Consider the following 14,074-nt stretch of genomic DNA (forward strand, 5'->3'; position numbering starts at 1 on the left):
AAATTAGGAGGAATAGCTGATGAGAACTGGTACACTTAAACAAATTTTGCTAATAACGGACGGTTGCTCTAATCAAGGTGAAAACCCAGCTAGTGTTGCAGCAATTATTGCGGAACAAGGGATAACTGTAAATGTTATAGGAATTATGGAAGATAAGCAGACAGAACAGCCAGCAGGGTTATCAGAAGTAGAAGATATTGCTAATTGTGGCCAGGGTGTTAGCCAGATTGTCTATAAGCAAGTATTATCCCAAACCGTACAAGCTGTAACGAAACAAGCAATGAATGAAACACTGCAAGGTGTCGTTAATAAAGAACTACAGCAAATACTCGGAAGTCCGAGGACGATGGAAGAACTCCCCCCGGAACAGCGGGGAGAGGTAATGGAAGTTGTTGATGAACTGGGAGAAACCTGTGATTTAGAAGTTTTAGTATTAGTTGACACCAGTGCAAGTATGGCCAACAAACTACCAACAGTTCAAGAGGCATTAATTGATTTATCAATAAGCATGAATGCAAGAATTGGAAGAAGTCGTTTTAGCATCTACCAATTTCCGGGAAGGAAGAAACCGATTCAGCAATTAGTAGATTGGACGAGCAAACTTGACTCTATCACATCCATATTTTCCAGGTTAGCAAGTGGTGGTGTCACACCAACAGGGCCAGCATTAAAAGAGGCAATGCACCAATTTGGTAAGAAGAGTTTGAAAAGGAGATTGTTCCATAATGAGTACCCAGACGTTGAAGAAGCCTGATGTAAATATAGCGAAAGGCCAAACCATTAAAGGAAAATGGCACAACAAGAACTACTATGTTGTAAAAGAATTAGGAAGTGGTGCAGTAGGTACGGTTTATTTATGTGTTCATCAAAATACCCAAGTTGCACTTAAAGTGAGTAAGCAAAGTCATTCAGTCACTTCAGAAGTTAATGTGTTAAAAGCTTTTAAGAAGGTTCAAGGGCATACTCTTGGGCCTTCTTTAATCGACGTTGATGACTATATTTCCCCAAATGGGTATGTATATTCCTTCTACGTAATGGAATATATTTCAGGAGATGATCTGCCGAGCTTTATAAACAGAAATGGCCAAGAATGGCTATTTACATTGCTAATCAGTTTTGCTAAGGATTTACAAGTACTTCATGAACAAGGATATGTATTTGGTGATTTAAAGATAGATAACTTAATTGTTTCTAGAAAACCAGCCAAATTACGATGGGTGGATGTTGGAGGGACAACAATACAAGGAAGGTCTATTAAAGAATATACGGAGTTCTATGACAGGGCGTATTGGCAAATGGGATCAAGAAAAGCAGACCCGGGTTATGACTTGTTTGCACTTGCGATGGTTGTGTTAAGAATTTATTATCCTAATGGCTTTTTGAAAGGGGCCAATCCAAAGAAAACACTCCATCAAAAAATTCAATTAGCAATCCACTCACAATCACTCAAGCAATTATTACTAAAAATGATTAATGGAGAGATTAGTGAGGCTGAACAAGTGAAGGATTACTTACTGCAGTATGTTACGAGACAAAACCAACAGACACAATTAAGGAAAAGGCGCTTAGCGAACAATCAACAGACAGAATCATGTTATCATCCGATGCTGGAAGTTTTCAGTATTCTTTCAATTAGCGGTCTTTGTTATCTATACGCTACATTATTTTTGTAATTACAAGAAATCAATCATCATATTATGTTAAAATAGATTTAAAAAAATCGTGAGGTGGTGGTGTTTGACGTCTAACGAGTTTGAAAAAAATGTAAAATCGTTTATTGAACGCTATCAATTGCTGCATAAAGACGCAACGGTGGTAGTTGGAGTATCGGGTGGAGCTGATTCTGTTGCATTATTGCATTATCTTGTATCTATAAGGAGACAATGGCGATTAAAGCTGATTGCAGTTTCTGTTGATCATGGCTTGCGCGGTGAAGAATCCGACCAGGACGTGAAATTTGTACAAGAGTTGTGCAGTAATTGGCAAGTTTTATTTGTTGGTGAAACAGTCGATGTGAAGAAACATAAGAAAAATGAAGGAACTCAAATGGTGGCTAGAAAACTGAGGTATCAAGTGCTTGAACAAGTAATGAGAGACAATCAGGCAGATTACTTAGCATTAGGGCATCATGGAGATGATCAAGTAGAGACTGTTTTAATGAGGTTAGTACAACATTCCAATCCAGCTTTATTAAAGGGAATACCAGTAAAACGTCCATTTGCTAGCGGTGAGATTATTCGGCCGTTATTAGCATGTACTAAAGAAGATATTTATCGGTATTGTCAGGATTATGAGTTGGACCCTAGAGAAGACCCTTCCAACCAAAGTTTGACATATACTAGAAATTATTACAGGTTACGTGTACTCCCTTTGTTAAAAGAAAAAAATCCTAGTGTGCACAGACAAGTACAACAATTAACAGAGCGGTTAACTGAAGATGAATGCTATTTAGTCCAGCAAGCGAAGACTATGGTGGAAAAAGTTGTCCATTTTCAAAACAGCCAACCTTCAGTAAGCTTTTTCATTCCGTCATTCTCAGATTATCCGATTGCTTTACAAAGACGTGCACTTCATCTAATATTAAACTATCTATACAAACAAGTACCAGAAGGTATTTCTGCTAAACATGAGGAAGATTTCTTTGCATTATTAAACCAGAGCAAGGCCAATGTAACCATTGATTTTCCACAATCATTACAAGTAATAAAAAGCTACGAAGATATTACGTTCCGTTTCAAAACAGACGAAACAGCAAATTTCTTAAAAGGAACACAAGAAATACATATTCCAGGTGAGAATTCATTACATAACTCTGCAATTTTACATGCAAGTTATAGTGTTTGCTCCATTCGTGAAACAAAGCATACGCTTCTTCTTCCGCTAGAAGCCTCAATTTTCCCTTTAACTGTCCGGGTTAGAAGGCCTGGAGACCGTATAAAAGTACGAGGTTTAAATGGCAGTAAAAAGGTGAAAGATATTTTTATTGATGAAAAAATTCCACTAGCGTTACGTGACAAATGGCCATTACTTGTTGCTAATGATGGAACAATTCTTTGGGTTGTCGGATTGAAAAAAGCAGAAGTGAATATAAATAAACAGGCAATGAACTGTTTGTTATTAGAATATATTGAACCAACCATTTAGGAGGCAGCAAGATGCATAATGAGATAAAAGAAATATTAATATCTGAAGAAGCAATTCAGGAAAAGTGTAAAGAATTAGGACAACAATTAACAGAAGAATATGATGGTAAATTTCCGCTAGCTGTCGGTGTATTAAAAGGGGCTCTGCCTTTTATGTCAGACATCCTTCGCAATATTAATACACATTTAGAGATGGACTTTATGGATGTATCTAGTTATGGAAATGAAATGCGTTCCTCTGGTGAAGTGAAAATCGTTAAAGATTTAGATACAAAAGTTGAAGGAAGAGACATATTAATTATTGAAGATATCATCGACAGTGGGTTAACACTAAGTTACTTAGTTGACTTATTTAAATATCGCAAGGCAAAATCAATCAAAATTGTAACACTTCTTGACAAGCCAGAAGGGAGAACGGTTGATATTAAAGCGGATGTAATAGGTTTTGAAGTACCAAATGAATTTGTTGTAGGTTATGGGTTAGATTATCAAGAGAAATATCGTAATCTCCCTTATATTGGCATATTAAAACCTGAAATATATGGTGGAGAAGAATAGTTTGTCGGTTAAGTGACAATAAATTCTCATACATATAAAAATCGTAGTGGTAATTAGTTGTAATAAGTTCTTTCTATATGGTACTATTTACTATAGTTTTCTCGTTGCGGGAGGAGGTAGGCAATGAATCGGATAATACGTAATGTGATCCTGTATTTCCTTATTTTTCTGGTAGTTATTGGGATCATATCAGTGTTCACCGGTCAAAACAATCAGGCCGAAGAACTGAATACGAGTCAATTTATGCAAGCATTGCAAAACAATGAAATTAAAGGAATGGAAATGCGCCCTTCAAATGGTGTTATGCGCATTGTAGGTGAATTAGCCTCTGAAGATAATCAAACCTTTATCACCAATATTCCGAATAACCCAACTATCGTTGAAGAAGTATATGAGGTTGGTACCGAACAAGGTATATTAGGTGTAAATGAGGAAGAACAACCAAGTGGATGGGTTACATTCTTAACAACAATGATCCCGTTTGTTATTATATTCATCTTGTTTTTCTTCTTGCTTAACCAAGCACAAGGTGGCGGAAGCCGTGTTATGAATTTTGGTAAAAGTAAAGCCAAAATGTATAGCGAAGAAAAGAAAAAAGTTCGTTTCCGTGATGTTGCTGGTGCAGATGAAGAAAAGCAGGAACTAGTAGAAGTGGTGGATTTCCTGAAAGATCCACGTAAATTCTCAGCAATTGGAGCGAAAATTCCAAAAGGGGTACTATTAGTAGGACCTCCTGGTACTGGTAAAACATTACTGGCACGAGCTGTTGCTGGAGAAGCTGGTGTCCCATTTTTCTCTATAAGCGGTTCTGACTTTGTGGAAATGTTTGTCGGGGTCGGTGCGTCCCGTGTTCGTGATTTATTTGAAAATGCGAAGAAGAATGCACCATGTATCATTTTTATTGATGAGATCGATGCAGTAGGTCGTCAGCGTGGAGCAGGTGTTGGTGGTGGACACGATGAACGTGAACAAACATTAAACCAATTACTTGTTGAAATGGATGGTTTCGGTGAGAATGAAGGAATCATTATCATTGCTGCAACAAACAGACCGGATATTTTAGACCCGGCGCTGCTGCGTCCAGGCCGTTTTGACCGACAAATTACTGTAGATCGTCCTGATTTAAAAGGACGTGAAGATGTATTAAAAGTACATGCGCGCAATAAACCATTATCTGACGATGTTTCTTTAAAAACTATTGCAATGCGTACACCGGGATTCTCTGGTGCGGATTTAGAGAACTTGTTAAATGAAGCGGCATTAGTTGCTGCAAGATCTGATAAGCAGAAAATCGATATGGAAGATGTTGATGAGGCGATTGACCGAGTAATTGCAGGCCCTGCTAAGAAAAGTCGTGTAATTTCGGAGAAAGAACGAAATATTGTTGCATATCACGAAAGTGGACATACAATTATCGGGATGGTACTTGATGATGCGGATATGGTACACAAAGTAACAATCGTTCCTCGTGGCCAAGCAGGCGGGTATGCAGTAATGCTTCCGCGGGAAGATCGCTACTTTATGACGAAGCCGGAGTTGCTTGACAAGATTACTGGATTGCTAGGTGGACGTGTGGCAGAAGAAGTCATTTTTGGTGAAGTAAGTACAGGCGCGCATAACGACTTCCAAAGAGCGACAGGCATCGCACGCAAGATGGTAATGGAATATGGTATGAGTGATAAGATTGGTCCGCTTCAATTCGGCAGCACCGGCGGCCAAGTATTCTTGGGCCGTGACATGCAATCGGAACAGAATTATAGTGACGCAATTGCATATGAAATCGACCAGGAAATTCAAACACTTATCCAAACGTGTTATGATCGAGCGAAGGAAATTCTTACACAAAATAGAGATAAGCTAGAATTAGTTGCTAAAACGCTTCTAGAGGTTGAGACATTAGATGCGAGCCAAATTAAATCATTATTTGAAGATGGTGTAATGCCAGATCCGGTTGTTTCAGAGCAAGACGGGGAAGGCAAACCAAAAACACCAAGTACAAATAGCGGAACGGATAAAAATGATGACTCAGGTGATGTAAAAGTTAACATTCAAACAAAATCTTCTGAACAAGGGTATTTTGATCAAGAATCCGAAAGCTATTTCGACCAAGACGAATCAACAGACAACTCTAAAGACAAAGACAAAGATAAAGAATAAATGAAAAGCAGTTCCTGAAATAAGGAACTGCTTTTTTATATTTACTATAAAAATGCAATTAACACAGAAACTATTGGAAGATGGGTCTCTTGCTGAAATGGTACTAATAAAAACTTAGCTCATACTAAAGATAGAATTGGGGCTATCCCAGGAGGGGATTAACCCAGTAAGTTCTGCTTCCCACTTTACATTAGACAGAGTGTTTTTGCTGGTTTTCCAATATTCCTTTTGGCTTGCTAATTTATGTTTTTTGACTATACAATATGGAAATGATCAATATTAAAAGATAAAGGGCTGAAAAAGATGATTTTTGTACTAGATGTTGGGAATACAAATACTGTATTAGGTGTTTTTTATGAAGGAAAGTTAACCTATCAATGGCGTATGCAAACAGATAAAAATAAGACAGAAGATGAGTATGCAATGTTTATCAAATCATTATTGCAGCATGAAGGGCTAAAACTATCTGATATTACTGGTATTATCATCTCATCAGTTGTCCCGCCGATACTATTTGCCCTGCAAAGAATGGCTGACAAATATTTTCATTGTAAACCAATGGTTATTGGTGAAGAGAAAGTAAATCCTTATTTAAAAACACTTTATCCTAATCCAAAAGAGTTAGGTGCAGACAGAATCGTTAATGCTGTTGGTGCCAACAAGGAATATGGTGCACCAAGCATTATTATTGATTTTGGTACAGCAACAACTTACTGTTATATTAATGAAAAGGAAGAGTATGTAGGTGGGGTTATTTCCCCGGGAATAAATATTTCTTTGGAGGCACTTTACATGAATGCAGCCAAGTTACCTAAGATTGAGTTAAAAAAGCCGCAAAGAATTATTGGCGGCACAACAGTGGAGGCAATGCAATCAGGTGTCTACTTTGGTTATGTGGGACAAGTTGATGAAGTTGTATTAAGGATAAAGGCGGAGATGGGAACAGATGCGACCGTAATAGCGACTGGTGGCTTAGCCACATTGATTGCTAAAGATTCCAAAACTATCGATCGAGTTGATCCATATTTAACATTAAAAGGCTTATATGAAATTTATTTAAAAAACGAGCAAGATTTTCGATAAAAGGGAGCGAATAATATGAGTGATTATTTATTAAAGGCAACAGCATTTGATGGTGAGGTCAGAGTATATGCGATTCGGTCAACAGATACAGTGGAAGAGGCTAGAAGAAGACAAGATACATGGGCAACAGCATCAGCCGCACTAGGGAGGACAATTACAATTTCTGCAGTACTAGGTGCAATGCTGAAGGATGATGCCAAGTTAACGGTAAAGTTAGAAGGCAATGGACCAATTGGAGCGATCATTGCTGATGCTAATGCAAAAGGCGAAGTGCGTGGTTATGTAATTAACCCTCATGTTGACTTTGAATCAAATGCACAAGGGAAGTTAGATGTAAGAAGAGCTGTTGGAACGGAAGGTACATTAAGCATCGTAAAAGATTTAGGTTTAAAAAACAACTTTACAGGCCAAGTGCCGATTGTGTCAGGGGAAGTAAGTGAGGATTTCACCTATTATTTAGCTAACTCTGAGCAAATCCCTTCCGCTGTAGGTGCAGGTGTTTTGGTTAATCCAGATCATACTATCCTGGCTGCAGGCGGGTTTGTTTTACAAATGATGCCTGGTGCTTCTGAAGATACAATAGCAAAGGTGGAACAACAAATAGCAAGTATCGATCCTATTTCCAAGCTGATTCAAAATGGAAAAACACCTGAAGAGATATTAGAGTTATTAGTCGGCGGGAAAGACAATCTGAAAATTTTGGAGGAAATGCCGGTATCCTTCTCGTGTCCATGTTCAAAGGAAAGGTTAGCTGCAGCTATTACTAGTTTAGGTAATGACGAAATTGACGCAATGATCAAAGAAGATCATGGTGCAACGGCAAATTGCCATTTCTGTAACGAAACATATTCCTTCAACATTGATGAACTAAAATCCTTAAAATCATCATAAGGAGGAAACCTATGTGAATTTATCCAAGCTGAGCTTATGGATTATTATCTTGCTATTACTTATAACTAATATTTTCACCCTTTTCTTTCATAAAGATAATGGAAATGAAGTTGAACGAATCGTATTTAAAGAAACATCCGGCCCCCTTGCCACTGTGAATGGGAAGGAAATTAGCCGCGAAGACGTCCTTCAAAGATTAATGAATGATTACGGTACCTCGACATTGATCAACTTAATAAACGAAGAAGTGGTATTTTCTTTGGCGGAGAAGAATAGCCTTGTTATTGAGGATAAAATAGTGGATCGTGAATTATCAAATTTACTGGTTATGCAAGGTTTATTAGAAGAAGATGAAAAGAGCGAGTTATTAGACGGTTGGGAAAGGGGTATAAAATATAGATACTTCCTGCAACAGTTACTCACGAAAGATATCCAGATTGATGATAAAGAAATTGAACAATATTATAATAACTATAAAAATCAATACAATTTTGAACAAAGGGTACAATTATCACATATTGTTGTTCCGTCGATAGAAATAGCCGAAAAAGTGTTCGATGAATTGGAATCAGGTAAAAGCTTTGCATCAGCTGCACAGCAATATTCAATTGATGATTCTGGTGCTAACGGCGGGTACTTAGGCTTTTACAGTAAAACCAGCAGCTTTATACCTGAAGAATACTTTGAGCAAGCTATCCAGTTAGAACGTGACAGTTATAGTGATGCTATTGAAACTAATCAAGGGATCGCTATAATCTATGTCCATGAAAACTTACCTGCCATTACGTTGACATTAGAAGAAGTTTATCATGAGGTAAAACAGGATCTTGCATTAGAACGATTAGAACAAGATGTAAATGCTGCCAATCTGTGGGACCAGCTAGAAGTAGAAACAGTCATTGATGATGATTGATCCAATCAGTGTTTACCAACTTATGGGTTGACAAAAATACGCCCTTTCGTGTACATTGTATATAAAACCAATTATATTACTTGGAATTGAGGAGGAAATAGGATGAAGGTAGCTCAGAATATAGCTGAATTAATCGGTAATACACCAATTGTTAAATTAAACCGTACTGCAGATCCAGAAGGCGCAGAAATTTATTTGAAGCTTGAATATTTCAATCCTGGCAGCTCAGTAAAAGATCGTATTGCTTTAGCGATGGTAGAAGATGCTGAAGAGAAAGGTCTTTTAAAAGAAGGAGACACCATTATTGAACCAACAAGTGGAAATACTGGTATTGGATTGGCGTTAATTGCCGCTGTTAAAGGATACAAAGCAATTTTAGTTATGCCTGACACGATGAGTATGGAAAGACGTAACTTATTACGCGCATACGGTGCAGAATTAGTGCTTACTCCGGGTGCTGAAGGTATGAAAGGTGCAATCAAGAAGGCAAGTGAGCTACAGGAAGAAAATGGTTACTTCATGCCTCAACAATTCAACAACGAAGCAAACCCATCTGTTCATGAAAGAACTACTGGTAAAGAAATAGTAGAACAAATGGGAGACCAATTAGATGGATTCATTTCGGGTATCGGAACTGGCGGAACAATTACTGGTGCAGGGAAAGTTTTAAAAGACCATTATAAAGATATTAAAATATATGCGGTAGAACCAACTGATTCCGCTATTTTATCTGGTGGTAAACCAGGACCTCATAAAATTCAAGGTATCGGTGCAGGGTTTGTACCAGAGGTATTGAATACAGAGGTATATGATGAAGTTATTACAGTAACAAATGATCAAGCGTATGAAACTGCTCGAGAAGCAGCTAAAAAAGATGGAGTGTTAGGCGGGGTATCATCTGGTGCAGCAATCTATGCAGCGAAGCAGGTTGCAAAGAAACTAGGTAAAGGCAAAAAGGTATTGGCAGTACTTCCAAGTAACGGTGAGCGCTACCTTTCCACACCACTTTATCAATTTGATCAAGAATAAGTAATTCCGGGCGATTATCTAATTAGTAGATAATCGCTTTTGTTTTTCGTGCGAAATAATATATCTATTTATGCTATAATAGTCATTTGTAGAATAATGTAATAGAAAAAGGACGGATTAGATGGGTAAGTGGTTAAGAACGAAAGTAAAAGACTTCCACTATTCAAGACAAACACTTATTATGGGTATATTAAACGTTACCCCTGATTCTTTCTCTGATGGTGGTAATTTTCATACAATCGAAAATGCTATTGCTCAAGCAAAGAAGATGGAACGAGATGGAGCACATATAATAGATATTGGCGGTGAATCAACAAGACCTGGACATCAGCCTGTTTCTGAACAGGAGGAATTAAGGCGTGTTATCCCTGTAATTAAGGCATTATCGAAGGAGATTAATTTGCCAATTTCAATTGACACCTATAAAGCAGAGGTTGCAAAACAGGCTGTCGATGCTGGAGCATCCATTATCAATGATGTCTGGGGTGCAAAACGGGAACCGGCAATTGCCAAAGTAGCTGCAGATTACAATGTTCCAATCATTTTAATGCATAACAGAGAAGAAGCTGTCTATCAATCGTTTGTTGAAGATATGTTATCAGATGTAAAAGAAAGTGTGCAAATAGCTATAGATGCTGGTGTGGATGAAGATAGTATTATTATTGATCCTGGAATTGGCTTCGCGAAGAATTATGAGCAGAATATACTAGCTATGCGAAATTTGGATATGCTGAAAACGTTAGGCTATCCAATTTTGCTTGCGACTTCGCGTAAGTCTTTCATCGGACAAACTTTAGATCTGCCTGTTGACCAAAGGGATGAAGGGACAGGGGCCACGGTTTGTTTTGGTATAAATAAAGGTGTAGAATTGGTTCGTGTCCATAATGTTGAAATGACTGCAAGGTTAACAAGAATGATGGATACACTTGTCGGTAAAGGAAGTGGTTCGCTTGGATAAAATCCATATTAATCAAATGATGTTCTATGGGTACCATGGTTTATTTCCGGAAGAGAGGAAGCTCGGGCAACGTTTCTCTGTCGACCTCACTATGGAATTAGATTTAACTAAAGCAGGTAAAACTGACCAAATGGAATATTCGATCGACTATGGTGCTGTATATACGGTAGTGAAAGAAGTAGTGGAAGGTGAAGCGGTAAATCTTATGGAGACCTTAGCAGAAAAGATAGCAAAACAGTTATTTATGAATTTTCCATTATTACAAGCTTGTGTTGTAAAAGCATACAAACCGGATCCGCCTATTCCAGGTTATTATCAGTCTGTGGCAATTGAAATATACCGGGAGAGGGAACAATGAATCAAGTATTTATAGCACTAGGGTCAAACATTGAACCCAGGATACGATACTTGAAGGAAGCTGAGGAACTTTTACTACAGCATCCTCAAGTAGAGCTTGTTGCCTCTTCATTAATTTATGAAACTGAACCTGTTGGGTATACGGATCAAGGCCCTTTCTTAAACAAAGTAATAAAAGTGGAGACATCGTTAGAGCCGGTGAAACTATTAGACCTTTGCCAAAAAATCGAATTGGATTTAGGCAGAAGACGTGAAATAAAGTGGGGACCTCGCACAATTGACCTTGACATTTTATTGTATAATCAAGAGAATATAAAAACAGACCGATTAATTTTACCACACCCTTTTATGCAGGAAAGGGCTTTTGTATTAATACCGTTAAGCGATATCAGCCCAAAGTTATTTTTGTCACATGTAAATAAAGATATTTCACAATTAATAGATGAAATAGCTCTTGAAGATAGAAAAGGAGTAGTACAATGGCAGCAAACAAATGGGGGAATAGAATAAAAGCTTTTCGTAAGCTGAAAGGCTATACACAAATAAAGTTTGCAGAGGAATTAGGCTTCTCTGTTTCTCAGTTAGGTGATATCGAAAGAGGGAAGAAGACACCAACATTGGATCACTTAGAGTCTATTGCAAAGCATTTAAATATTTCTATAGAGGAATTAGAACCAAAGAAATAAGAAGGAGGGATAAAGCTTTAGTATGACATGGTAAAACATGTGAGCATTTTTATGAAGGTTATGCAATTTGAGTTAGTATTTGAAAAGTAAAGAACCTGTACGAATTCCTGTTAATCGAAGGAGAAAGTATCCTAAAAAAGTTACTGCAATATTGATGAAACGTTTTTAATAAAATACTAGGTTGAGGTGACATATAATGAGCGAAGAATTGAATGAGCAGATGCGTGTGCGGTTAGAGAAATTAGAGTCCTATAGAGAGAAAGGGTTAGATCCTTTTGGTGATAAATTCGTTCGTACACATCTTGCAGAAGAATTAAGAGAGGCCTATGACCAATTTTCTAAGGAAGAATTAGAGGAAAAGGCAATTGAAACAACAATAGCTGGCCGAATCATGACAAAACGAGGAAAAGGCAAGGCAGGTTTTTCCCACATTCAAGATTTAAGTGGTCAAATTCAACTGTATGTTAGAAAAGATATGATAGGCGAAGATGCATATGAAATATTTAAAACGGCAGATTTAGGCGATATTGTTGGCGTAACTGGAACTGTCTTTAAAACAAATGTTGGGGAACTCTCTGTAAAAGCAACTCAATTTACTATACTTACAAAAGCATTACGCCCACTTCCTGAAAAGTTTCATGGTTTAAAAGATGTTGAGCAAAGGTATCGTCAGCGTTACTTAGATTTAATAACGAATATTGATAGTAAAGATACTTTCCTGATGAGAAGTAAGATAATCCAATCAATGCGCAGGTATTTAGATGATCTAGGCTTCTTAGAAGTAGAAACACCTATGATGCACAGTATTGCTGGTGGTGCCTCTGCACGGCCGTTTATTACCCATCATAATGCCTTAGATATTCCATTATATATGCGTATTGCTATTGAGTTGCATTTAAAACGACTAATTGTTGGTGGAATGGAAAAGGTATATGAAATAGGCCGAGTATTCCGTAATGAAGGTGTATCTACGCGGCATAATCCGGAATTTACAATGATAGAGTTATACGAAGCTTATGCAGATTACCATGATATTATGGAATTGGTTGAGAATATGGTTGCACATATTGCAAGAGAAGTATTAGGCTCAACGACTATTGCTTATGGTGAGCATGAAGTAAACTTGGAGCCAAGATGGACAAGACTGCACATGGTAGATGCGATAAAGGAACATACAGGTGTAGACTTTTGGCAACAAATGACGGATGAAGAAGCCAAAGCTCTTGCCAAAGAACATGGTATTGCCATCGAAGAAACGATGACTTACGGCCATATCGTCAATGAATTTTTTGAACAAAGAGTGGAAGAAAAGCTTATTCAACCGACATTTATTTATGGACACCCTGTTGCAATTTCTCCATTAGCCAAAAAGAACAAAGAAGATGATCGATTTACTGATCGATTCGAGTTATTTATTGTAGGTAGAGAACATGCAAATGCATTCTCAGAGCTTAATGATCCAATAGACCAGAGAGAACGCTTTGAGGCACAAGTGAAAGAAAAAGAGCAAGGAAACGATGAAGCGCACGAAATGGATGAAGATTTCCTTGAAGCTTTAGAATATGGTATGCCACCTACTGGCGGTTTAGGTATTGGAATCGACCGATTGGTGATGCTGTTAACAAGTGCACCATCAATTCGTGATGTGTTACTCTTCCCGCAAATGCGTAACAAATAAATTAAAACAGCTCCTCGTCGGAGCTGTTTTAATTTATTAAAAAAAGTTGTTGACTTTAATTAAACAACCATGGTATATTATTATACGTCGCTGAAACAACACAGCAAAACTTAATACTTCTTGTTAAAAAACTCCTGAAAAAAGTTGTTGACAAGAATAGGATAAGTTGATATAATGTAAAAGTTGTCGCAAAAAACAGCGAAAACATTGATCATTGAAAACTGAACAAAACAACCAGTATGATATAAATTGTAAGAACAAGCTAGCTTATAGAAGCGAGCGGATCAAATGAACGTCGATTAAGTTCGCAACATCCGTGTTGCAACATCGACATCAGCACTTCCATGTGCAAGTCTTTATTGAGAGTTTGATCTTGGCTCAGGACGAACGCTGGCGGCGTGCCTAATACATGCAAGTCGAGCGCGGGAAGCAAACTGAACTCTTCGGAGGGACGTTTGTGGAACGAGCGGCGGACGGGTGAGTAACACGTGGGCAACCTGCCTGTAAGACTGGGATAACTCCGGGAAACCGGGGCTAATACCGGATAACACTCTTTCTCTCATGAGGAGAAGTTGAAAGGTGGCTTCGGCTACCACTTACAGATGGGCCCGCGGTGCATTA

14 protein-coding genes and 1 rRNA gene are annotated in these 14,074 nt (G+C 37.9%); all 15 read left to right on the top strand.

The genetic code is table 11. From position 1 onward, the window contains the following. Positions 1-19: 19 nt before the first annotated feature. Positions 20-754 (top strand): vWA domain-containing protein, encoded by a 735-nt coding sequence (locus ACFOY7_RS10975; RefSeq protein ID WP_390252121.1) that lies wholly within the window; start codon positions 20-22, stop codon positions 752-754. Continuing rightward, complete coding sequence (locus tag ACFOY7_RS10980; protein WP_390252122.1) at positions 726-1,673, top strand: protein kinase domain-containing protein; 948 nt, start codon at positions 726-728, stop codon at positions 1,671-1,673. Before ACFOY7_RS10975 ends, ACFOY7_RS10980 begins: the two co-directional genes overlap by 29 nt. 64 nt (positions 1,674-1,737) lie before the next feature. Next, complete coding sequence (tilS, locus tag ACFOY7_RS10985; RefSeq protein ID WP_390252123.1) at positions 1,738-3,144, top strand: tRNA lysidine(34) synthetase TilS; 1,407 nt, start codon at positions 1,738-1,740, stop codon at positions 3,142-3,144. 11 nt (positions 3,145-3,155) lie between these two features. Beyond that, the gene (gene hpt, locus ACFOY7_RS10990; protein ID WP_390252124.1) at positions 3,156-3,701 is read left to right on the top strand and encodes a hypoxanthine phosphoribosyltransferase; all 546 of its coding nucleotides are present in this window, start codon (positions 3,156-3,158) and stop codon (positions 3,699-3,701) included. 123 nt (positions 3,702-3,824) lie between these two features. Then, positions 3,825-5,858 carry an ATP-dependent zinc metalloprotease FtsH gene (gene ftsH, locus ACFOY7_RS10995; protein WP_390252125.1) on the top strand — a complete coding sequence of 678 codons (2,034 nt, stop codon included), beginning with the start codon at positions 3,825-3,827 and terminating at the stop codon, positions 5,856-5,858. A gap of 303 nt (positions 5,859-6,161) precedes the next feature. Next, positions 6,162-6,941, top strand: a complete 780-nt coding sequence (locus ACFOY7_RS11000) for a type III pantothenate kinase (protein ID WP_390252126.1) — start codon at positions 6,162-6,164, stop codon at positions 6,939-6,941. 15 nt (positions 6,942-6,956) lie between these two features. Beyond that, positions 6,957-7,832 (top strand): Hsp33 family molecular chaperone HslO, encoded by an 876-nt coding sequence (gene hslO / locus ACFOY7_RS11005; RefSeq protein WP_390252127.1) that lies wholly within the window; start codon positions 6,957-6,959, stop codon positions 7,830-7,832. A 13-nt stretch (positions 7,833-7,845) separates the two neighbouring features. Beyond that, a complete protein-coding gene (locus ACFOY7_RS11010) occupies positions 7,846-8,745 on the top strand; it encodes a foldase protein PrsA (RefSeq protein WP_390252129.1) in 900 nt (299 codons plus the stop codon). Positions 8,746-8,847: 102 nt separating this feature from the next. Beyond that, the gene (gene cysK / locus ACFOY7_RS11015; RefSeq protein ID WP_390252130.1) at positions 8,848-9,774 is read left to right on the top strand and encodes a cysteine synthase A; all 927 of its coding nucleotides are present in this window, start codon (positions 8,848-8,850) and stop codon (positions 9,772-9,774) included. Positions 9,775-9,895: 121 nt separating this feature from the next. Next, on the top strand, positions 9,896-10,732 hold the full coding sequence (folP, locus tag ACFOY7_RS11020; protein WP_390252131.1) for a dihydropteroate synthase: 837 nt from the start codon (positions 9,896-9,898) through the stop codon (positions 10,730-10,732). Beyond that, a complete protein-coding gene (folB, locus tag ACFOY7_RS11025) occupies positions 10,725-11,090 on the top strand; it encodes a dihydroneopterin aldolase (RefSeq protein ID WP_390252132.1) in 366 nt (121 codons plus the stop codon). Before folP ends, folB begins: the two co-directional genes overlap by 8 nt. Then, on the top strand, positions 11,087-11,599 hold the full coding sequence (gene folK / locus ACFOY7_RS11030; RefSeq protein WP_390252133.1) for a 2-amino-4-hydroxy-6-hydroxymethyldihydropteridine diphosphokinase: 513 nt from the start codon (positions 11,087-11,089) through the stop codon (positions 11,597-11,599). The genes folB and folK overlap by 4 nt, the downstream gene beginning before the upstream one ends. Then, positions 11,569-11,775 carry a helix-turn-helix domain-containing protein gene (locus ACFOY7_RS11035; protein WP_390252134.1) on the top strand — a complete coding sequence of 69 codons (207 nt, stop codon included), beginning with the start codon at positions 11,569-11,571 and terminating at the stop codon, positions 11,773-11,775. Before folK ends, ACFOY7_RS11035 begins: the two co-directional genes overlap by 31 nt. Before the next feature lie 196 nt (positions 11,776-11,971). Further along, a complete protein-coding gene (gene lysS / locus ACFOY7_RS11040) occupies positions 11,972-13,453 on the top strand; it encodes a lysine--tRNA ligase (RefSeq protein WP_390252135.1) in 1,482 nt (493 codons plus the stop codon). Positions 13,454-13,808: 355 nt separating this feature from the next. Then, positions 13,809-14,074, top strand: a 16S ribosomal RNA gene (locus tag ACFOY7_RS11045); the annotation flags it as partial.

Origin of the sequence: Gracilibacillus xinjiangensis, from assembly GCF_042651765.1 — a bacterium.
GTDB classification, from domain to species: domain Bacteria; phylum Bacillota; class Bacilli; order Bacillales; family Amphibacillaceae; genus Gracilibacillus; species Gracilibacillus xinjiangensis.